General features: G+C 63.9%; 18 protein-coding genes and 1 riboswitch. Of the genes, 15 read left to right on the forward strand and 3 right to left on the reverse strand.

Going from position 1 to position 20,476, the window contains the following annotated elements:
• Positions 1–114 precede the first annotated feature (114 nt).
• A riboswitch (SAM riboswitch) is annotated at positions 115–195 on the forward strand.
• Positions 196–230: 35 nt separating this feature from the next.
• The 11 genes from AC6H34_RS22670 to AC6H34_RS22720 all read left to right on the forward strand — a co-directional run bounded on the left by AC6H34_RS22670 (position 231) and on the right by AC6H34_RS22720 (position 14,174).
• A complete protein-coding gene (locus tag AC6H34_RS22670) occupies positions 231–1,439 on the forward strand; it encodes an O-succinylhomoserine sulfhydrylase (protein WP_448147219.1) in 1,209 nt (402 codons plus the stop codon).
• A 260-nt stretch (positions 1,440–1,699) separates the two neighbouring features.
• Positions 1,700–3,175 carry a xanthine dehydrogenase small subunit gene (xdhA, locus tag AC6H34_RS22675; RefSeq protein WP_497540300.1) on the forward strand — a complete coding sequence of 492 codons (1,476 nt, stop codon included), beginning with the start codon at positions 1,700–1,702 and terminating at the stop codon, positions 3,173–3,175.
• The gene (gene xdhB, locus AC6H34_RS22680; RefSeq protein ID WP_497540301.1) at positions 3,165–5,483 is read left to right on the forward strand and encodes a xanthine dehydrogenase molybdopterin binding subunit; all 2,319 of its coding nucleotides are present in this window, start codon (positions 3,165–3,167) and stop codon (positions 5,481–5,483) included. Before xdhA ends, xdhB begins: the two co-directional genes overlap by 11 nt.
• A 59-nt stretch (positions 5,484–5,542) precedes the next feature.
• Positions 5,543–6,580 (forward strand): xanthine dehydrogenase accessory protein XdhC, encoded by a 1,038-nt coding sequence (gene xdhC / locus AC6H34_RS22685; protein ID WP_497540302.1) that lies wholly within the window; start codon positions 5,543–5,545, stop codon positions 6,578–6,580.
• Positions 6,581–6,640: 60 nt separating this feature from the next.
• Entirely contained in the window at positions 6,641–8,164 is a 1,524-nt protein-coding gene (locus tag AC6H34_RS22690) for an ABC transporter ATP-binding protein (protein WP_497540303.1), read from the forward strand.
• Complete coding sequence (locus AC6H34_RS22695) at positions 8,154–9,224, forward strand: ABC transporter permease (RefSeq protein ID WP_497540304.1); 1,071 nt, start codon at positions 8,154–8,156, stop codon at positions 9,222–9,224. Before AC6H34_RS22690 ends, AC6H34_RS22695 begins: the two co-directional genes overlap by 11 nt.
• Positions 9,225–10,160 (forward strand): ABC transporter permease, encoded by a 936-nt coding sequence (locus AC6H34_RS22700; RefSeq protein WP_448147224.1) that lies wholly within the window; start codon positions 9,225–9,227, stop codon positions 10,158–10,160.
• Between the two features lie 78 nt (positions 10,161–10,238).
• A complete protein-coding gene (locus AC6H34_RS22705) occupies positions 10,239–11,318 on the forward strand; it encodes a BMP family ABC transporter substrate-binding protein (protein WP_497540305.1) in 1,080 nt (359 codons plus the stop codon).
• A gap of 182 nt (positions 11,319–11,500) precedes the next feature.
• Complete coding sequence (gene uraD / locus AC6H34_RS22710; RefSeq protein ID WP_448147226.1) at positions 11,501–11,995, forward strand: 2-oxo-4-hydroxy-4-carboxy-5-ureidoimidazoline decarboxylase; 495 nt, start codon at positions 11,501–11,503, stop codon at positions 11,993–11,995.
• Entirely contained in the window at positions 11,988–13,250 is a 1,263-nt protein-coding gene (locus tag AC6H34_RS22715) for an allantoate amidohydrolase (RefSeq protein WP_497540306.1), read from the forward strand. The genes uraD and AC6H34_RS22715 overlap by 8 nt, the downstream gene beginning before the upstream one ends.
• Positions 13,251–13,310: 60 nt before the next feature.
• Positions 13,311–14,174 carry an EamA family transporter gene (locus AC6H34_RS22720; RefSeq protein ID WP_497540307.1) on the forward strand — a complete coding sequence of 288 codons (864 nt, stop codon included), beginning with the start codon at positions 13,311–13,313 and terminating at the stop codon, positions 14,172–14,174.
• Positions 14,175–14,185: 11 nt separating this feature from the next.
• Here the strand turns inward: AC6H34_RS22720 and AC6H34_RS22725 are convergent, their stop codons facing one another.
• Positions 14,186–14,410, reverse strand: a complete 225-nt coding sequence (locus AC6H34_RS22725; protein WP_497540308.1) for a hypothetical protein — start codon at positions 14,408–14,410, stop codon at positions 14,186–14,188.
• Between the two features lie 221 nt (positions 14,411–14,631).
• Positions 14,632–15,984, reverse strand: a complete 1,353-nt coding sequence (gene rimO / locus AC6H34_RS22730; protein ID WP_497540309.1) for a 30S ribosomal protein S12 methylthiotransferase RimO — start codon at positions 15,982–15,984, stop codon at positions 14,632–14,634.
• Between the two features lie 273 nt (positions 15,985–16,257).
• On the opposite strand from rimO, the gene AC6H34_RS22735 reads away from it, so the two are divergent.
• Positions 16,258–16,701 carry a GNAT family N-acetyltransferase gene (locus tag AC6H34_RS22735; RefSeq protein WP_497540310.1) on the forward strand — a complete coding sequence of 148 codons (444 nt, stop codon included), beginning with the start codon at positions 16,258–16,260 and terminating at the stop codon, positions 16,699–16,701.
• Positions 16,702–16,704: 3 nt separating this feature from the next.
• On the opposite strand, the gene AC6H34_RS22740 is transcribed toward AC6H34_RS22735, so the two are convergent.
• A complete protein-coding gene (locus tag AC6H34_RS22740) occupies positions 16,705–16,836 on the reverse strand; it encodes a hypothetical protein (RefSeq protein WP_497540311.1) in 132 nt (43 codons plus the stop codon).
• A gap of 320 nt (positions 16,837–17,156) precedes the next feature.
• Between AC6H34_RS22740 and AC6H34_RS22745 the strand changes: the two genes are divergently transcribed.
• The 3 genes from AC6H34_RS22745 to AC6H34_RS22755 all read left to right on the forward strand — a co-directional run bounded on the left by AC6H34_RS22745 (position 17,157) and on the right by AC6H34_RS22755 (position 20,473).
• On the forward strand, positions 17,157–17,810 hold the full coding sequence (locus AC6H34_RS22745; RefSeq protein ID WP_448151270.1) for a FadR/GntR family transcriptional regulator: 654 nt from the start codon (positions 17,157–17,159) through the stop codon (positions 17,808–17,810).
• Positions 17,807–18,976, forward strand: a complete 1,170-nt coding sequence (locus AC6H34_RS22750) for a PLP-dependent transferase (protein WP_497540312.1) — start codon at positions 17,807–17,809, stop codon at positions 18,974–18,976. Before AC6H34_RS22745 ends, AC6H34_RS22750 begins: the two co-directional genes overlap by 4 nt.
• 231 nt (positions 18,977–19,207) lie before the next feature.
• A complete protein-coding gene (locus AC6H34_RS22755; protein WP_448147234.1) occupies positions 19,208–20,473 on the forward strand; it encodes an ABC transporter substrate-binding protein in 1,266 nt (421 codons plus the stop codon).
• Positions 20,474–20,476: the final 3 nt, after the last annotated feature.

The following is a 20,476-nucleotide window of genomic DNA, read 5'->3' on the forward strand; positions in this document are numbered from 1 at the left end:
TCGCTTCTCGTCGGGGCGGCCTGGCAATGGACTTGGTGAGCCGTGTCCGCCGCAGTATGTTTCGCTCTAGACCAAACCATCCATTGACGCCACGGGGCAGGAGGTCTACTCAACAGCCCTCGTCGTGGTGGATTTGGGCCGGCCGGCTTGCAGCCACGTTAAACAACTCGCTAAAGAGGCCGTGAGAAAGAGCTTAACCGCTCAACTTGCGGCTATTGGGATTGCCGCAGATGACCAAACACATAACCACCGCTCGCTCTACCCGGGAATTGAGCCCGGCCACCCGCCTTGTGCACGCTGGCACGCTGCGTTCGCAATATGGAGAGACGTCTGAGGCTCTGTATCTGACGCAGGGGTTCGTCTACGAAACCGCGGAGCAGGCCGAGGCACGTTTCAAGGGCGACGAGGCCGGTTTCATCTACAGCCGCTTCTCCAATCCGACGGTAGCGATGTTCGAGCAACGCATGGCGGAGTTGGAGGGCGCGGAAGCGGCACGCGCCACCGCATCCGGCATGGCGGCCGTGACCGCCGCCCTGATCGGGCAGCTCAAGGCAGGGGACCATGTCGTCGCCGCGAAAGCACTGTTCGGATCCTGTCGCTACGTGATCGAGGAACTCCTGCCGCGTTTCGGCGTCCAGTCGACCCTGGTCGACGGCACGGACCTTGCACAGTGGCAGGCGGCGGTGCGGCCGGAGACCAAGGTCTTCTTCCTGGAAAGCCCCACCAATCCGACGCTTGAGATTCTCGACATCGCTGCGATTGCCAAGATCGCCAAGAGCGCCGATGCGACGCTGGTGGTGGACAACGTCTTTGCCACGCCGCTCTTGCAGAGCCCGTTGAAGCTGGGCGCCGACTGCGTGGTTTATTCGGCTACGAAGCACGTCGACGGGCAGGGCCGGTGCCTCGCCGGCGTGATCCTCGCCTCCGAAAAATTCATCGCCGACTACGTCCACACCTATCTGCGCCAGACCGGCCCCTCGATCTCGCCCTTCAATGCCTGGGTCATGCTGAAAGGCATCGAGACGCTGGAACTGCGCGTGACGCGCCAGATCGAGAACGCGTCCAAGATCGCCGATGCCCTCGCAGCCCATAAGGCCGTCGAGCGGGTCATCTACCCCTTCCGCGACGATCATCCGCAGGCCGCGCTCGCACGCCGGCAGATGAAGGCTGGTGGCACGCTCGTGACCTTCGAGGTGAAGGGGGGCAAGGCGGGCGCCTTCCGCGTCGCCAACGCCCTGCGGATTACCCGCATCTCCAACAATCTCGGCGACACCAAGAGCCTGCTTACTCATCCCTCCACGACAACGCACCAGCGCTTCGACGAGGAGCAGCGTCTGGGCATGGGGATCAGGCAGGGCATGCTGCGCTTTTCCGCCGGCATCGAGGATGCCTCCGACCTCATCGCCGATTTCAGCCAGGCCCTCGACAAGGCGCTGTGATTTCGCCCGGACGGCAGGCCGGAATGCCTGCCGTCTCGGCCGCACCGAAATTCCCCTTTCCGTCGCCCCAAAAAGAGGCAATTATCGACCTGCTCTAAATCGAGGCAGTCGACAGTATGGCGGTGGAACCAATCATGGGGCAGCACGGCGGGCGAGGCGAAGGCCCTCCCTCGAATCGCTTTGGCTTGCCTCTTGCAAAGCGGTATCATGGCAGCTGGTTCGCGGTGCGTTTGGCCGCGTTGCTCTGCCGGGGCAAGTGAATGCGCAATTCCGTCCGTTACCTGCGCAACGGTGCCGTCGAGGTCATCGAGGATCTCGATCCGAAGCAGACTTTGCTCGATCATCTGCGTCTGGCCAAGCAGGCCGTCGGCACCAAGGAAGGCTGCAATGAGGGCGATTGCGGCGCCTGCACGGTGGTGCTTGGACGCATCCGCGACGGCGAGCTCCATTATGAGCCCGTCAATGCCTGCATCACTCTCACCGGCATGGTCGATGGCTGCGAGGTCGTCACGGTAGAGGATCTTGCCGAGGGCGAGACACTGCATCCGGTACAGCAGGCCATGGTGGATCATCACGGTTCACAATGCGGCTTCTGCACGCCCGGCATCGTGATGTCGCTGTTCGCGCTGTATCAGGACGGCGCACGGCCGGTGACCCGGCAGGCGATCACCGATCAGCTTTCGGGCAATCTGTGCCGATGCACCGGTTATCGGCCGATCATCGAAGCGGCACATTCCGTCTGCGCCACGCCGGCCTCGGACGGGTACGCGCGCGCACGCGCGGGCAAACGATTGGCCCTGATGAACCTGCAGGACGAGATGGACGTGTTCGTGGGAGATGAGCGGCGCTTCTTCGCCGCTCCTGCCTCCATCGATTCGCTCGCCTGCCTCTATCTCGAACACCCGGACGCCATCCTCGTGGCCGGAGCCACGGATGTCGGCTTGTGGATCACGAAACAATTGCGGGATCTGAAGAAGGTCATCTGGCTGGGCCGGGTGGCGAAGCTCGACCGGCTGTCCCTGGCGGAGGACGGCGTGTCGATGGGAGCCACCGTCACCCATGCCCGTGCACTGCCCGTACTCGCCGCCATCGATCCCGATCTCGGCGAGTTGATGCGTCGCTTCGGCTCAACCCAGGTGCGTGCCTCTGGGACGGTCGGCGGCAACATTGCCAATGGTTCGCCCATCGGTGATCTCGCCCCGGCCCTGATTGCGCTAGGCGCCAGGGTCTATCTGCGGCGGGGCGAGGAAGGGCGGGCCATGGCGCTCGAGGACTTCTTCCTCGACTACGGCAAGCAGGACCGGTTGCCAGGCGAATTCGTCGTTGGCCTGGCGGTGGTCCGTCCCGGGGAAGGCGAGAGCTTCCGCTGCTATAAGGTTTCGAAGAGGTTCGACGAAGACATCAGCGCCGTGATGGGCGCGTTCAGCTTGACCGTGGCCGAGGGACGCATCACTGCCGCCCGCGTCGCCTTCGGCGGCATGGCCGCCACGCCCAGGCGCGGTCCTCATACTGAACAGGCCCTCACCGGCATGGAACTCGACGACAGTTCCCACTGGGGGAGAGCGCTCGACGCGCTGGCGCTCGACTACAAGCCGATTTCGGACATGCGGGCTTCCGCCGAATACCGGAACGAAGTGGCCCGCGCGCTGTTGATGAAGGCACTGGTGGAAGTCGCCGGCGCCGAAACCTCGCAAACGCGGCTCATCGGCCGCAGGGAGCGCGCAGATGCTGCATAAGCCCGCGACCCCCATGATCGATGCCCCCGCGGTCTCGCAGGCATTGCCGCATGACTCGGCCGTCCGCCACGTTGCGGGCGCCGCCCTCTATATCGACGACGTGCTGGAGCCGGCGGGCACATTGCATGTGGTGCCGGTCGGCGCGGCGATCGCGTCCGGCAAGATCGTTTCCATTGATCTCGATGCCGTACGAGCGGCGCCCGGTGTGATCGCCGTACTGACGGCTGTCGACGTACCAGGCCGGAACGATGTTTCTCCGGTGGATTTCGATGTCGATCCCTGCTTTGCCGACGGGCAGGTGGAGTTCCATGCGCAGGTGGTGTTCGCCGTGGTCGCGCGCAGCCGCGACGAGGCACGCCGGGCGGGCAGGCTCGCAAAGATCGGCTATGAAGAGACGGTTCCCGTCGTGACCGTCGACGAAGCGCTCGACCATGGCGGCGAGGTGATGCCCGACTATGCCTTCGGGCAGGGCGATCCGGATGGCGCCCTCGACAAGGCGGAACATCGCCTGCAGGGCTCGATCCGGGTAGGTGGGCAGGAGCATTTCTATCTCGAGGGGCAGATTGCGCTGGCAACGCCGGGCGAGGCCGGCGACATGCATGTCCTTTCCTCGACCCAGCACCCCAGCGAGGTGCAGCATGTCGTCGCGCGCGTGCTGGGCATCCCTGATGCCGCCGTCGAATGTGCCGTGCGTCGCATGGGAGGCGGCTTCGGCGGAAAGGAGAGCCAGGCCAGCCAGTGGGCGGCGCTCGCGGCGCTGGCCGCTCATGCCACCGGCAAGCCCTGCAAGCTCAGGCTCGACCGCGACGACGACATGGCGATGACCGGAAAGCGCCATGACTTCCTGGTCAACTACGATGTCGGCTTCGACGAGGACGGGGTGATCGGCGGCTATGACGTCACCTATGCGGCACGTTGCGGCTATTCGGCGGATCTGTCGCTCGGCATCTGCGACCGTACGATGTTCCACGCCGACAACGCGTACTTCCTCGGCGACTGCCGTGTCGCCACGCGGCGGATGAAAACGAACACCGTGTCCAATACGGCGTTCCGCGGATTCGGCGGACCACAGGGCATGATGGGCATCGAACGCGTCATCGATGCAATCGCCTGGCGGCTCGGGCGTGATCCGCTCGATGTGCGCAAGGCGAATTTCTACGCCCCTGGCCGGGATGTCACGCCTTTCGGCCAGACGGTTGAAGACAATGTCGTGCTTGATCTCGTCGAGGCCCTGGAAAAGAGTTCCGGCTACCGCGCACGGCGCAAGGCGATCACGGCTTTCAACGAGACCAGCGCCATTCTCAAGAAGGGCATCGCGCTTACGCCGGTGAAGTTCGGCATTTCCTTCACTCTCATCCATCTGAACCAGGCCGGCGCGCTTGTGCATGTCTATTCCGACGGGTCGGTGCACCTCAATCATGGCGGCACCGAGATGGGGCAGGGGCTCTACCAGAAGGTGGCGCAGGTGACGGCGGACGTCTTCGGCATCGCCGTCGACCGGGTGAGAATCATGGCGACCTCGACCGCCAAGGTCCCAAACACCTCGCCGACGGCAGCTTCCTCGGGGACGGACCTCAACGGCATGGCCGCCAGAATCGCCGCGCGGACGATCCGTGACCGCATGGCCGCCTTTGCCGCAACCGAATTCGGTGTCGCTGCCGAGTCGATCGAGTTTCGCGGCGGACGCGTGCTGGCGGGCGACAAGAGCATCGGCTTCAACGAACTGGCCAAGAAATGCGTGCTGGCACGCATCTCCCTCTCGTCGACCGGCTACTACCGCACGCCGAAAATCCATTGGGACCGGCCGGCAGGGCGGGGCAGGCCTTTCCTGTATTTCGCCTATGGGGCTTCCTGCTCGGAAGTCACCATCGATACGCTGACCGGCGAGACCAAGGTCGATCGCGTCGACATACTCCACGACGTCGGACGTTCCATCAATCCGGCCATCGACATCGGGCAGATCGAGGGCGGCTTCGTTCAGGGCATGGGCTGGTTGACGACCGAGGAACTCGTGTTCGACCGGCAGGGACGCCTGCGCACGCATGCCCCCTCGACCTACAAGATCCCCACGGCCGGTGACATTCCTGCCGATTTTCGCGTGGCGCTCTACGAGAACCAAAATCGCGAGGATGTTGTCGGGCGTTCCAAGGCCGTCGGCGAACCACCGCTCATGCTGCCCATCTCAGTGTTTTCCGCCATTGCCGATGCCATCCACTGCCTGGCGCCCGGTGCGCCGGTGTTGCTGGATTCGCCCGCTACGCCGGAAGAAATTCTGAAGGCGATAAAGGTAGCTATGAAGCCAAGTTGAAGTGATATCTGAGATCGTGTGCAAAGGAAAAGCGGGCCGAGCTGTCCGTGAACCCAGGAATGACCATCTTCGACTCCCTGAAAGCCATGATCGAGCGGGACGGACGCGCCGTACTGGTCACGATCATGGCCGTGTGGGGATCGAGCCCGCGTGAGCCGGGAACGCGCATGGCGGTGCGGGCGGACGGCGCCTTTTCCGGCACCATAGGCGGCGGCACGCTGGAGTGGCAGGTTCTGGCGGAGGCGCAAGCGCTCCTGTCGGGCGCAGGCGGCGCCGGCATGCGTATGTTCGACAAGGCCCTCGGACCGGATCTGGGACAGTGCTGCGGCGGGCGCGTGAAGCTGATGCTGGAACGGCTCGAGCGGGAGGATCTGCCCTGGCTCGCGAGGCTGTGCGAGTTGAAGCCGGCGGGCATTGGCCTGATCATCGGCGCGCCCAAGCTCCAGGGTGGCTATGCCAGGCGGTGGGCTGATTTGGCGGAGGCGGCGCAACTTCCGGCGGGTGAGCCGGAACTGTTGCTGCCCGATGGGCGACTCCTTGAAAGCATCGGTCCGCAAAATCCGCCCGTCTACTTGTTCGGGGCGGGGCATGTCGGGCGCGCCCTGGTCATGGCCCTTGCCCCGCTGCCGCTCGACCTCGTGTGGTGCGACCCCCGGCCCGATGCATTTCCGGCTCATGTGCCGCAGCGGGTCGTGCTCAGTGCCGAAACGGAGCCCGGACACATTCTTGCCGATGCACCGGACGCTGCCCGCGTTCTCGTTATGACGCACAGCCACGCCCTCGATCTCGCCATTGTGTCGGCGGCGCTCGCCATGCAGCGTTTTGCCTATATCGGGGTCATCGGCTCGCAGACGAAGCGAGCGCGTTTCGTCTCGCAACTGCGCCAGGCGGGGATGGCCGAGGCGGCGATCGAGGCAATGGTCTGCCCCATCGGAATACCGGGCATTGAGGGCAAGGAGCCTGCGGTCATAGCCGCCTCGGTGGTGGCCCAGATCTTGCTGGTCGGAACCCAGTCAGTGGCCGCAGCGCCGCGCCTGCCTAGAAACACGCCGGAGCTTCGCCGCTCAGTTGGGGAAAAGCCGTACCGTAATGTCTGAGCCCTTCGCAAGCCACAACTTACCGCCTATGAAATGGGCATGTCCATGAATGTGGCAGCAATGGCAGATACTCAAACGCCGCTGATGGAAGCGCGCGGAATCGTCAAGATCTTCGGCTCGCTCCGGGCCAATGACGGCATCGATCTCAAGATCATGCCGCATGAAATCCATGCCCTTCTCGGTGAGAACGGAGCCGGCAAGTCGACCTTCGTGAAAATCCTCTATGGCCTGCTGCAACCCAACGAGGGCCAGCTCTATTGGGAAGGCCAGCCCATCCAGCTGCCCCGTCCGGCGGCGGCGCGTGCCATCGGCGTCGGCATGGTGTTCCAGCACTTCTCGCTGTTCGACAATCTGACCGTTGCCGAGAACGTCGCGCTTGCCCAGCCGCCAGGTACGCGGCTGCGCGAGATCGAGGAGAAGATCGCCGCCGTTTCCGCTGCCTACGGCCTGCCGCTGCAGCCGCGCCGCCCGGTGCATACGCTCTCGGTGGGAGAGCGCCAGCGCATCGAGATCGTGCGATGCCTCATGCAGAATCCCAAGCTTCTCATCCTGGACGAACCAACCGCCGTGCTCACGCCGCAGGAGGCTGACCAGCTCTTTCTCACGCTGGAGCGCATCACGGGCGAGGGCAGGGCGGTACTCTATATCTCCCATCGCCTGGAAGAGGTGAAGCGGCTTTGCCAGACCGCGACGGTGCTGCGGCACGGCAAGCTCGTGGCGACCTGCGATCCGCGCCGGGAGACGGCTGCCAGCCTCGCCAGGATGATGGTTGGTGCGGACATCGCCAAGATCGAGCATGGACGGCTCGGGAACGAGAAGGGGCCCGTGCGGCTCGAGCTCGACAGCCTCAGCATGGCACCGGAGGATATGCACGGCACGCCTTTGCGGGGCGTCTCCCTCCAGGCGCGCGGTGGCGAGATCATCGCCATCGCGGGTGTCGCCGGCAATGGCCAGGGCGAACTCTTCGCGGCGATATCGGGCGAGCGCATCGCGACCAGCAATGAGGCGGTGAAGATCGACGGCAAGCCGTCCGGTGCCCTCGACATCACCGCGAGAAGGCGGCTGGGAGCAGCCTTCGTGCCCGAGGAGCGCCTCGGCCATGCGGCGGCTCCGCGCATGTCGCTGTCACAGAACGCGCTGCTCACGGGCCACGCGACCCATGGTCTGGTTTCGCTCGGGATGGTCGACATGGGCAAGGCCTCGCGCGAGGCCGGCGAGGTCTCCAAGATGTTCGACGTGCGCAAGGGCAAGCCAGACCCAGAGGCCGGCTCGCTGTCCGGCGGCAACCTTCAGAAGTTCGTCGTGGGGCGCGAGATGCTGCGCGAGCCGAAGGTGCTGGTGGTCAACCAACCCACATGGGGTGTCGACGCGGGCGCAGCCGCCCTTATCCGCCAGGCCCTGATCGATCTTTCTCGCCGTGGTGCCGCCGTGATCGTGATCAGCCAGGATCTGGACGAGATCTTCGAGGTCGCCGACCGCATCGCCGTGATCCATGATGGCCGGTTGTCGCCGCCCGAGCCGGTCGCAGCCATGAGCCTGGAGAAGATCGGCCTCCTGATGGGAGGTTCGACCCATGCGCATTGAACTTGAAAAGCGGGCCGAACGCTCCCAGCTGATGGCGCTGCTTTCGCCCCTGATCGCCATCGGCCTGACCGTGATCTCAGCCGCGATCATCTTCTCGCTTTATGGAAAGGCACCGGGCGAATCCCTCTACGTCTATTTCATCAAGCCGCTCACGGGCTGGCGCACGGTGCAGGAACTGGTGGTGCGTGCGACGCCGCTGGTGATCATGGGAGTCGGCCTGTCCCTCTGCTACATCTCGAACAACTGGAACATCGGTGCCGAGGGGCAGTACATCATGGGCGCTGCTGTCGGCGGCGGTATCGCGCTAGCTTTCCAGGGCCAGACGCCGTTCTACGCCGTTCCGCTCATCCTCCTCGGCGGCATTGCCGGCGGTGCGATCTGGGGGCTGATCCCGGCTTTCCTCAAGACGCGCTTCAACACCAACGAGATCCTGACCAGCCTGATGCTCGTCTACATCGCGGACAAGATCTTCGACTACCTGGTGCGCGGGCCCTGGCGCGATCCGGCAGGCCTGAATTTCCCGCTCACTGCCAATTTCGACAACACGCTCCCGGCCCTGTTCCGCCGCAGCCCGGTCCACCTCGACACGGTCTTCGCGCTGCTAATCGTAGCCGCCGCCGCCGTCCTGCTCTGGCGAAGCCTCAAGGGCTTCGAGATCCGGGTGCTCGGCCAGGCGCCGCGTGCCGGCCTGTTCGCCGGCTTTTCCCCCGCCCGCATGACGCTCTTCGTCTTCGCGCTGTCCGGGGGGCTGGCCGGGCTTGCCGGCATCAGCGTCGCTGACGGCACGATGGGAATGCTGCAGATCCCGTTCGCCAGCGGCTACGGTTTCACGGCGATCATCGTCGCTTTCCTCGGGCGGCTCAATCCGGTCGGCATCCTGCTGGCCGGCCTTCTGCTGGCGCTTTCCTATCTGGGTGGCGAGGCTGCGCAGATCGCCCTGAAGGTGCCGATCGGCATCACCTCCGTGATACAAGGCCTGCTGCTGTTCTTCGTGCTGGCGTGCGATACCCTCATCCTTTACCGCCTGCGCATCACGCGGACCGAGGCGAAGGTGGCCTGAATGAATCTCACCGAAGCCATCATCCTCACCATCATCACCTCTTCGACACCCTTCGTGCTGGCCGCGATCGGCGAGCTCGTGGTGGAACGCTCCGGCGTTCTCAACCTCGGCGTCGAAGGCATGATGATCATGGGCACCATCTGCGGCTTTGCCACCGCCTACATGACCGACAGCGCGATCCTGGGCTTTCTGGCCGCGATCCTGGCCGGCATGGCCTTTTCCTCGCTCTTCGCCCTGATGACGCTGGGCCTTGCCGCCAACCAGGTCGCCTCCGGCCTCGCCCTGACCATCCTGGGGCTCGGCCTGTCGGATCTGATCGGTACCGGATTCGTCGGGCTCAACCGGCCCAAGGTGCCCTCGCTCTACATTCCCGGCCTGACTGACATCCGGGTGATCGGTCCGATCTTCTTCGGGCAGGATGCCCTGGTCTATCTCTCCATCGCCCTGGTGGCCGGCGTGTGGTGGTTTCTCTATCGCAGCCGCGGCGGGCTCGTCCTCCGCGCGGTGGGCGAGAATCATGCCTCCGCCCATGCTCTCGGCTACCCGGTCCGGTTGATCCGGTTCGGGGCCGTGCTGTTCGGCGGCGGCTGCGCGGGCCTGGCAGGGGCCTATCTCTCCCTCGCCGACACTCCGTTCTGGGGCACCGGCATGACGGCGGGGCGCGGCTGGATCGCCCTGGCCCTGGTGGTGTTCGCCTCCTGGCGACCCTGGCGCCTACTCGTCGGCGCCTATTTCTTTGGCGCGATCTGGATCGGCAACCTGCACATGCAGGCCCTCAGCGGCTCTCTGCCGCACTGGCTCGTTTGGCCTCCGCAGTTCTGGACGGCGCTTCCCTATCTTGCCACGGTGGTCGTGCTGGTGATGATCTCGGCCGGCAAGGGTAGGGCGGGCGGAGCACCCGCCTCGCTCGGTACGGCCTTCGTGCCGGACCGCTGAGGACAAGAATATCCCTGCCGGGTGTGGGTCGTGGCCCGGCAATTTGGTTCGTACGGCCCGACAGCACGGGGAACTCCAATGAAGAAGATGATTCTGGCGGCCATGACCGCCGTCGGCCTGGTGGCGGGCGTCGCCCTCGGCCCCGCCCAGGCGGAAGACAAGCTCAAGGTAGGCTTCATCTATCTCGGTCCCGTCGGCGATTTCGGCTGGACCTACCAGCACGAAGTGGGCCGGCAGGCTCTCGTCAAGGCGCTCGGCGACAAGGTCGAGACCACCTATGTCGAGAACGTGCCCGAAGGCCCGGACGCCCAGCGCGCCATCGAGAACCTGGCGGATGCCGGCAACAAGCTGATCTTCACTACCTCCTTCGGATACATGGACCCTACGCTCAAGGCCGCCAAGAATTTCCCCGATGTGGATTTCGAGCATGCCACCGGCTTCAAGCGGGCGGACAACGTCTCGACCTATGCCGGACGCTTCTACGAGGGGCGCTATATCGAGGGCGTGATCGCGGCCAAGATGTCGAAGACCGGTATCGTCGGCTATGTCGCGCCGTTTCCGATTCCGGAAGTGATCTCGGGCATCAACTCCTTCATGCGAGGCGCCCAGTCCGTCCGTCCGGACCTCAAGATCAAGATCGTCTGGGTTTCGACCTGGTATGATCCCGGCAAGGAAGCCGATGCCGCCAAGGCGCTTATCGCCCAGGGCGCCGACATCCTGGCGCAGCATACCGACAGCCCCGCCGCCATGCAGGCCGCTGCCGAGAAGGGCATCTATGCCTTTGGCCAGGACTCGGACATGATCAAGTTCGGGCCCAAGGCCCAGCTCACTGCCATCGTCAACAATTGGGGCGACTACTACATCGAGCGCACCAAGGCCGTGATGGACGGTACCTGGAAGTCGTCCGACACCTGGGAAGGGCTGGACCTCGGCATGGTGCAGATGGCGCCCTTCACCAATATGCCTGACGACGTGAAGAAGCTCGCCGAGGAGACCGAGGCCGGTCTCAAGTCGCACAAGATCAATCCCTTCTCCTGCCCGGTGGTGAATCAGGCTGGCGAGACGGTTGAGTGCAAGGGCGGCGACCATCTCGACGCTGGCCAGATCCTCGGCATGAACTGGTATGTCAAGGGTATCGACGACAAGTTCCCGAACTGAAGAGAAGCTGAGGCTGGCGTCGGGGCGGGACTGAAGCGTCTCAGCTAGCCTCGGCGTAAAAGTCATCCCTCCCCCTTGTGGGGGAGGGCAAGACGTCGGCCAAGGGCCGCCGCGAGCCTGTCTTGCGGCTCCCTCCTCCTTCCCCTATGCAGGGCGATCCCTCCATCCCGGCCGAACCGCCCATGAACCTCGCTGACGTCAACGCCCTCAGCCCCACTGCTTTCGTCGATGCCTTTGGCGATATCGCCGAGCACACGCCCTGGGTGGCCGAGGTGGCTGCTATCGCCCGGCCCTTTGCCACGCGCGAGGCGATGGTCGACGCCTTTCAGGCAGCGCTTGCCAGGGCACCCCGTCGTGATCAGGAAGCCCTGGTCCGCGCCCATCCAGACCTGGCGGGGAAGGCAGCCCTGGCGCCGGACTCGCGCAAGGAGCAAGCCGGCGCCGGGCTCGGCACCCTTACCTCCGAGGAATTGGAGCGTTTCACCGACCTCAACGCACGCTATCGCGAGCGCTTCGGAATTCCCTTCATTCTCGCAGTGAAGGGCGCTACGAAGTTCCAGATTCTCGAAGCCTTTTCCGCCCGGATCGGCGGCGGGCGCGAGGAGGAGTTCTTGACGGCATTGGCCCAGGTGATGCGCATCATCCGCTTCCGTCTAGAGGAGCGGGTGGATGGTTGAACGCGCGATGGCTCTGGGCCGCGAGGCCGAAAGCATGATTAGGGCCCTCGCGCTGATCAGTGCGGAGGAGGGCCATCTTACACGCCTCTATCTCACGCCCGAACACCGCCTCGCCGCCGACCTCGTCCGCCGATGGATGGAGGAGGCAGGCCTCGAAGTCAGCGAAGACGCGCTGGGGACCGTGCGCGGGCGCCTGGCCCCGAAGGCGGACGGACGCAATGCTGTGCAGCGCCTCCTCATCGGGTCCCATATCGATACCGTGATCGATGCGGGTGCCTATGATGGCACCCTTGGGGTAATCGCGGGTATCCTGGCCGTGCGGGAGGTGGTCAAGAAGCACGGAAGGCTGCCTTTCGGCATCGACGTGCTCGCCTTCGGAGACGAGGAGGGCTCACGCTTCCCCGCGACGCTGCTGTGCTCCCAGGCGGTGGCCGGGCGGTTCGATCCCTCGACCCTGGAGGTCGAATCGGTCGACGGCGTCAGGCTCGAGGACGCGTTGCGGCTCTACGGAAAGGATCCGTCGCAGATTCCTGCCGCCGCCTACGAGGCCGGTGAGGCTGCGGCCTATGTCGAACTTCATATCGAACAGGGTCCGGTGCTGGAGCAGGCGGGACAGGCATTGGGCGTCGTCACCGCCATTGCCAGCCAGTCCCGTCATTCCGTGACGGTGGTGGGCGAGGCCGGCCACGCGGGCACCGTGCCGATGAACCTCAGGCATGACGCCCTGGCCGCCGCCGCCGAGATCACGCTTGCTGTCGAGGATCTTGCCCGGAGAAACGCCGACGATTTCATGGTCGCCACCATCGGCAAGATGAGCCTGTCGCCAGGCGCCTCCAATGTCATTCCCGCGCGCGTGGTCTTCACGGTGGACCTGCGCTCGCAGACCGATGCCAGGCGCATCGACGCCATGAACTGGCTACGCGAGGAGATTCTCGCAATTGCCCGCCGGCGCAAGGTCACGGCCTGGATCGAGCGTACCCACGAGGCGGAGGCGCGACCCTGCGATCCCGCTCTGCAGGCGGGCTTCGCCCGTGCGATCGGTGGTGAGGGCAAGGCCATCCGTCTGCCGTCCGGCGCCGGCCATGATGGCCAGGCCGTGGGGATGCTGTGTCCGATCGGCATGCTCTTCGTGCGCTGCAGGGGAGGCATCAGCCACAACCCCGCGGAATTCGCCGCGGTCCGCGACATGGGACAGGCCATTGCCGCGTTGATCAGATTCATCGAAAACTTTGATCCTTCTGCCCTCGCGCGCTGAGCCCGGGCTCTGCTAGAACGAGGCAGGGTGGAAACTGCGTTGCAGCAAGAAAGCAGAAGCATGGCCGTGGGAGTGTCGGCGTCCCGCTCTCAGTCGGGTCTCGCAGCGCTTATGGCAATCGGTTCGATGACCTCGGTGCAGTTTGGCGCGGCGCTGGCCAAGCCGACGATGGACTCCTTCGGCACTTTGGCCACTACATGGGGCCGGCTCGCCTGGGCCGCCATCCTGCTGGTGGCGATCGTGAGGCCCGATATCCGTCGCTACGGGCGCTGGCAGATCCTTTCGGCACTCGCGCTCGGCGCGGTGATCGCCGGCATGACTCTCTTTTTCTTCGAGGCGATCACGCGCGTGCCCCTGGGACTCGTCGTCGCCATCGAGTTCCTCGGGCCGCTGGGCGTCGCCACGCTTGGATTCGCCCGAAGCTGGCGCATGGCCTGGCTGTTCATCGCGGTGGCGGGGGTGCTGTGCCTGGTGGTCGACAGGACCGGCTGGAGCGTGGATCCGCTCGGTCTCGCCTTTGCTATCCTGGCCGGCCTCGGCTGGGGGACCTACATCCTGCTGATGAAGCATATCGGCTCGGCCTTCAACGGACTGGAGGGCCTCGCCATTTCCTTCGTCTCCGCGGCTCTGGTCGCCACGCCCTTCGGACTCTACGAGATGGGTTTCCGCCTGCCGGGGGAGTTCGTCCTCCATACCTCGGGACTGGCTATCCTGACGCCGCTGCTGCCCTATGCGCTGGAGATGGCGGCGCTTCGGCGCCTGTCATCGGCGACTTTCGGCATCCTGATGAGCGCAGAACCGGGGATCGGTGCGCTTGCCGGCTTTCTGATACTTGGCGAACCGCTGAGCCTTCAGCAAATGCTGGGCATCGCCCTGGTGATCTCAGCCAGTATCGGTGCGGTACTGAGTGGGGCGCGACACTGATCCGGCAGCCCTCAGTCCGAAGGGGGCTTTATGAAGAAGGCGGGAGAGTGTTTTTCGTGCGCCCGCAGAGCAACCAGGCCCGCTTCGGTGACGGTTGGAACGCCCTCGACGATCTCCACATAACCCTGATCCCGCAGGATCTGGATCATCGCGGGAGAAATGTCCGCGTCCTGTCCTTCCATGTCGAGATCGCGCAACGCTTCGTAGACTTCCTTCGGCATCAGATCCATGCCCATGATCATTGCTCCTCGGTTGACGAGATGCCCGCCGGGTCGCGCTCCCGCCTCAGGGTACAGCCTGAGCGGGAGCGGAATGACATAAGGTATGACCGCTTGGCATCATGGCAGTTCCGAAGAACGCGCGGAGCGCCCGGTAGTTCCTGAACGACAGGTCAGGAAACCTCAAAGCTGCCCCGACGGCCGGCCTTCTCGCCGGGCGCGGTGAGGGCCTCTCGCCGTCACACGGCCATGCCGTGCAGGTCGTAGGCGTCCGAGCGCTCGATCTTGACCGTCACGATGTCGCCCACACGCAGCGGGCGGCGGCTGGCGACGTAGACGTTTCCATCGATTTCCGGGGCATCCGCCATGGAGCGGCCCTTGGCGACTGTCGGGCCGATGGCGTCGATGATGACGGGCAGGCGCTTGCCGACCTTGCTTTTCAGCTTGCGCACCGAGATCAGCTGCTGCGCTTCCATGAAGCGGCGATGGCGCTGCTTCTTGACATCGTCGGGCACGGGCGGAAGACCCAGATCGTTGGCCGTGGCGTCGGCCACAGGCTCATATTCAAAGCAGCCGACCCGGTCGAGCTGGGCCTCCTGCAGCCAGTCGAGGAGAAGCTCGAAATCCTCGTCCGTCTCACCGGGAAAGCCGACGATGAAGGTGGAGCGCAGGGTGATGTCAGGGCAGATCTCGCGCCATTTGCGAATACGTTCGAGCACCTTCTCCTGGTTGCCGGGCCTCCGCATCGCCTTCAGCACGGTGGGAGAGGCGTGTTGGAAGGGGATGTCGAGGTAAGGCAGGATCTTGCGCTCGGCCATCAGCGGGATGACATCGTCGACATGCGGGTAGGGATACACATAGTGCATGCGCACCCAAACGCCGAGTTCGCCTAGAGCCTTCGAAAGATCGTAGAACCTCGCCTTGAGGGGCTCGCCCTGCCAGGGGCTCTCGGCATAGCGCAAATCGACACCGTAGGCCGAAGTGTCCTGACTGATGACGAGCAGTTCCTTGACCCCCGCCTTCACCAGCTTCTCGGCCTCGCGCATCACGTCGGCGGCCGGGCGGGAGACGAGATCGCCGCGCAGCTTGGGAATGATGCAGAAGGTGCAGCGATTGTTGCAACCCTCCGAGATCTTCAGATAGGCGTAGTGGCGCGGCGTGAGCTTGAGGCCTTGGGGAGGTACGAGATCCGTGAAGGGATCATGGGCCGGCGGCGCGGCCTTGTGCACGGCCTCGACCACCGTCTCATATTGCTGCGGACCGGTGACGGCGAAGACGTTCGGGAACTTCTCCAGGATGGGATCGGGTTCGGCGCCCATGCAGCCGGTGACGATGACCTTGCCGTTCTCGGCCATGGCATCGCCGATGGCGCCGAGCGATTCCGCCTTGGCTGAATCGAGGAAGCCGCAGGTATTGACGATGACGAGATCGGCGCCCTTGTGATTGCGCGTGATGCCGTAGCCCTCGGCGCGCAACTGCGTGAGGATGCGCTCGGAATCCACAAGGGCCTTCGGGCAGCCGAGCGACACATAGGACACCGTCGGCGCGGTCTTGCCGTCAGCCGTCTCTTGCGCTGCTTCGATCACCGCCATCGCGGGCTCCCGTTCCATTCATGAAGCGCGTGTCTTTGCGCCAAACGGGCCGAGAAAGCAATGGCGGAAGCGAAGCGCACGGCAAACGCAGCGCCTTCAAGACGAGCCTTGTCTTTGCTCTGCGCCAGGGACACGCGTCGAGGAGTTGGTGTGTAATGCGAGCATTGGGAAAGATGATGTAGATTGTGTTTGGCGCATCCCTCGAGAAGGAAATCTGACGTGGGACAGGGAGACGATTGGCCCATCAGAGAAGGATCACCAGATGAGATCGAGATGCTTGCCTGGATATGGTTCGAGGGCTGGCACGACGCGCATGCCGGGATCATACCCGATCAAGTCGTCCGGCTTCGTACGTTCGAGAGCTTTAGGCAGCGCCTGCCCCACGTTCTTCCTGAATTGCGCACGGCTGGGGCAGGTGGGAGACCGATGGGCTTTGCGATCGTGAATGACGATGAACTTGACCAGCTCTATGTCGGTCGTCCGGCGCGCGGCACCGGCTTGGCTGCACGCCTGGTTACCGATGCGCTCCACCGCATTCGACGCAAGGGACATATGCGTGCCTGGCTGGCGTGTGGCATCGGCAATGAACGCGCAGCCCGCTTTTATGAGACCAACGGTTGGCGCCGCGACGGCGTCGTACGGCACAAACTGGAGACTACGGAGGGCATTTTCGAGCTTGACGTGTGGCGATATGAATTCGATTTGCGAGCAGAATGAGATTCAATCCTGCTCGTAGAATATCCAGGCCCTGTCGAACCGCCTGTCGAGCCGGTCTTCATGCCTCATCAGGACATAGAGGCCACCCGGCGGTGTGTTGCCCACTGCCTCATCCTGCCCGATCTGCGGGACCAACTGCTACTCCCTTGCATCGACCAATAGACATCTGGCGGTTGGGGTAGCGTAGGCATTGGCAGTGCCGGCGCTGACACCGCTGCGGCAGGGGGGCGTGCCACGTGGTGTCAAGGCAGCTGGCCCCAAAGGAGAAGGCCTCCCGCTCTCTTCTTCGGCCAGTGGGCAAAATTCCTCTGGCCTCTTGACTCTTTTGCTTAGACGAAAAATAGTCAGATGTCAGACCAATTCTGACCACCCTTCATTCTCGGAATTCGCTCGTGCGCACAACGACCCTCCAGGGCCTCGCTCCGCTGCCGTCCGCCGATCGGGCGGATGACGTGATGCGTGCCATAGGCGGGTTCATCGCCAGTTCGGGCCTCCAGCCGGGCGATCGCCTGCCGACGGAGCGCCAGCTGATGCAGTCGCTTGCGGTGGGGCGGTCCACTGTGCGCGAAGTCATCCGCAAGCTGCAGGCGCTCGGCGTGGTGGAGTCGCGCAAGGGCAGCGGCACCTACCTCCTGCGCGGCATGTCGGCCGATACCATACATGTGCCGCTGGTGATCGACGCCACGTTGCTGCGCGATCGCCTCCTGCAGACTCTCGACGTGCGTCGGGGGCTGGAAGGGGAGGCAAGCGCTCTCGCCGCGCTTCGGGCCACGCCGGACGACATCGTGGTCATCGAGGCCAAGCTCAACGCGATGGAAGCGGTACATCTGGAGAAAGGCACCTCGGGGCGGGAAGACCTCGCCTTCCATCTCGCGATCTATGACGCAACCCACAATCCCCTGTTCGGGCAGCTTCTCGAACAGATACGCGAGGCGTTCGAGAGTTTCTTCGACGAGCCATTCGACAGGCCTGATTTTGCGCGCCGCTCGTTTCCGTTCCATCGCGAACTTTTCAATGCCATTGCCAGCCACGATCCGGACACGGCTCGGCAAAAGACGCTCTCCATTCTCGAGATCGTCGAAGAAGATATCAAGGACATGTCCAAATGACTGAATCCATTGCCGATTTTGAACGCGCCAGCCTACTCGTCGCGCATGATGACGAGCATGCCTTCGAGGCTGTGGTGCCGCCGATCGTGCAAAGTTCTCTCTTCACCTTTCCCAGCTTCGCGGAAATGGCAGCCACGTATCGTGGGGAGCGCGCGCGCCCTGTCTATTCCCGCACCACCAACCCAACGACGCGCCTGTTCGAGCAGAAGATCGCCGAACTCGAATACACCGAGGACGCCATAGGCTTCGCGAGCGGCATGGGAGCCATCTCGTCGACCGTGTTGGCCTTCGTCGAGCCTGGGGACCGCATCGTCTGCGTGCGCCATGTCTATCCTGACGCCTATCGCCTGTTCGAGACGCTACTGAAGCGCTGGAAGGTCGAGACCGTCTATGTCGATGGCCGTGACCTCGACGCGGTTGCCAGGGCATTGCCGGGCGCTAAGCTTTTCTACATGGAGAGCCCTAACAGCTGGATGATGGAGGCCCACGACATCCAGGCGATGGCGGAACTGGCCAAGGCGAACGGAGTCCTCACCGTCATCGACAACTCCTGGGCGACACCCGTCTTCCAGCAGCCGATCCGGAACGGCGTCGACCTCGTCGTGCACTCGGCTTCCAAATATATCAGCGGGCATTCCGACGTGGTGGCCGGCGTCGTGGCAGGTCGGAGGGAATTGACGGACGTCATCCGGCGGACGATCTCGCCCTATCTCGGTGCCAAGCTTGCGCCCTTCGAGGCGTGGCTGCTGCTGCGCGGGCTGCGCACCCTGCCCACGCGCATGAAGGCGCACGAAGCCGCCGCCATGACGGTGGCCCGGCGTCTTGGTGAGCTGCCGGAGGTGACGGCGGTGCTACATCCGGGCCTCGGCAATGCCCTTCCGGCAAGCCTGAGCGGTACTTCCGGCCTGTTCTCCTTCGCACTGGACGAGAGCGTTGACATTCCGGCCTTCGTCGATGCGCTCCGCCTGTTCAAGCTTGGCGTGAGCTGGGGCGGCCATGAGAGCCTGGTCGTGCCGGCCCTAGTGGCCCAGGCACAGAATGCCGGTCCCAATTCGGCGGTCGATTTCGGTGTCTCCGAAAGGATCGTGCGCCTTCACGTCGGCCTGGAAGGAGCGGACGCTCTTTGGGCCGACATCACCCAGGCGTTGGCCATCGCGAGGAAATAGGAGCGCAATGGATGGAGATCCTGAGGTAGGGGCGCCATTCCGATGGAAGAGCCGAAACCCACGCACACCGCCTTGCAAGGTCGGTGCTCATGGTTTCCGCAGCGGCCTGCGGCCATACGGAATGACGGCTGCGACGGTTGGGCCGCAGAGGATCGACGGAGAGTTTCTGCGTCTTCACCATGGTTTCTGACGTTTCTAGAACTGAACTGCAAAAACAAAGAGGGGAGTTCCATGTTTAGAAAACTGCTGCTGGCCGCGACGGCCTCGCTTGCCATATCGATGCCGGCCTGGGCGGATACCACGCTCAAGCTGACCGAGGTCATCACCAGTCCCGAAAGGACGGAAACGCTCAAGCAGATCGTCAAGAAGTTCGAGGACGAGAACCCCGGCGTGAAGGTAGAAATCACCTCGCTGCCCTGGGGCCAGGCCTTCGAGAAGTTCGCCACGATGGTCTCGGCAGGCGATACGCCCGATGTGGTTGAAATGCCCGACCGCTGGCAGGCGCTCTATGCCAACAACGGCATGCTCGAGAACCTCGAGCCCTATCTGGCCAAGTGGGAGCACACCAAGGAGCTCAACGACCGGGCCCTGGAGATGGGCCGCTACGTGAACAACACGGCCTATGCGCTGCCTTATGGCTTCTACCTGCGCGCCATGTTCTACAACAAGAAGCTGTTCGCCCAGGCCGGCATCGATGGCCCGCCCAAGACGATGGATGAGTTCGTCGAGGACGCCAAGAAGATCTCCACCATTCCCGGCAAGTACGGCTACTGCCTCCGCGGCGGTCCGGGCGGCCTCAATGGCTGGATGATGATGGGCGCCAACATGGCTGGCGACGGCACCTTCTTCAAGGCGGACGGCACCTCCACGATGGCCGATCCAGGCTGGGTGAAGGGCGTCGCCGTACTGACCGACATCTACAAGAACGGCTATGCACCCAAGGACAGCGTGAACTGGGGCTTCAACGAGATCGTCACGGGCTTCTATTCCGGTACCTGCGCCATGCTCGACCAGGATCCCGATGCCCTGATCGCCGTGGCCGACAAGATGGGCAAGGACGACTATGACGTCGCGCCGATGCCGAAGGGACCGGCCGGCAAGACCTTTCCGACCATCGGCTATGCCTCCTGGTCGATGTTCGCCAATTCGGAGAACAAGGATCTCGCCTGGAAGCTGATCGCCGCTCTCGATGGACCGGATGGCAATCTCGTCTGGAACAAGAAGACCGGCGCCCTTCCGATCTACAAGGCGGCAGCGAACGATCCCTTCTACGCCGATCCCAAGTTCAAGGGCTGGTTCGCTGAACTGAGCGACCCCAGCGTCGTGCCGCTCGTGATGCCGACCTATCTGGAGGAGTTCGCGTTCTTCGCCGATTCGATCGCCGTGAAGACGACGCAGCAGGCCCTGCTTGGCCAACTCACGCCGGAGCAGCTTGCCGGCCAGTGGGCTGACTATCTCACCAAGGCGCAGCAGAAGTACCTCGCGAACAAGAAGTAACCT

The organism is Labrys sp. ALF-8, from assembly GCF_059699065.1.

Bases quoted from the DNA above. Each gene is read 5' to 3' on its own strand.
- xdhB (WP_497540301.1), top strand. From the start codon at position 3,165: ATGCTGCATAAGCCCGCGACCCCCATGATCGATGCCCCCGCGGTCTCG.
- AC6H34_RS22705 (WP_497540305.1), top strand. From the start codon at position 10,239: ATGAAGAAGATGATTCTGGCGGCCATGACCGCCGTCGGCCTGGTGGCG.
- AC6H34_RS22745 (WP_448151270.1), top strand. From the start codon at position 17,157: ATGCGTGCCATAGGCGGGTTCATCGCCAGTTCGGGCCTCCAGCCGGGC.
- AC6H34_RS22720 (WP_497540307.1), top strand. From the start codon at position 13,311: ATGGCCGTGGGAGTGTCGGCGTCCCGCTCTCAGTCGGGTCTCGCAGCG.
- AC6H34_RS22755 (WP_448147234.1), top strand. From the start codon at position 19,208: ATGTTTAGAAAACTGCTGCTGGCCGCGACGGCCTCGCTTGCCATATCG.
- AC6H34_RS22750 (WP_497540312.1), top strand. From the start codon at position 17,807: ATGACTGAATCCATTGCCGATTTTGAACGCGCCAGCCTACTCGTCGCG.
- AC6H34_RS22725 (WP_497540308.1), bottom strand. From the start codon at position 14,410: ATGGGCATGGATCTGATGCCGAAGGAAGTCTACGAAGCGTTGCGCGAT.
- uraD (WP_448147226.1), top strand. From the start codon at position 11,501: ATGAACCTCGCTGACGTCAACGCCCTCAGCCCCACTGCTTTCGTCGAT.
- AC6H34_RS22715 (WP_497540306.1), top strand. From the start codon at position 11,988: ATGGTTGAACGCGCGATGGCTCTGGGCCGCGAGGCCGAAAGCATGATT.
- AC6H34_RS22695 (WP_497540304.1), top strand. From the start codon at position 8,154: ATGCGCATTGAACTTGAAAAGCGGGCCGAACGCTCCCAGCTGATGGCG.
- AC6H34_RS22690 (WP_497540303.1), top strand. From the start codon at position 6,641: ATGGCAGATACTCAAACGCCGCTGATGGAAGCGCGCGGAATCGTCAAG.
- rimO (WP_497540309.1), bottom strand. From the start codon at position 15,984: ATGGCGGTGATCGAAGCAGCGCAAGAGACGGCTGACGGCAAGACCGCG.
- xdhA (WP_497540300.1), top strand. From the start codon at position 1,700: ATGCGCAATTCCGTCCGTTACCTGCGCAACGGTGCCGTCGAGGTCATC.
- AC6H34_RS22670 (WP_448147219.1), top strand. From the start codon at position 231: ATGACCAAACACATAACCACCGCTCGCTCTACCCGGGAATTGAGCCCG.
- AC6H34_RS22700 (WP_448147224.1), top strand. From the start codon at position 9,225: ATGAATCTCACCGAAGCCATCATCCTCACCATCATCACCTCTTCGACA.
- xdhC (WP_497540302.1), top strand. From the start codon at position 5,543: ATGACCATCTTCGACTCCCTGAAAGCCATGATCGAGCGGGACGGACGC.
- AC6H34_RS22735 (WP_497540310.1), top strand. From the start codon at position 16,258: ATGCTTGCCTGGATATGGTTCGAGGGCTGGCACGACGCGCATGCCGGG.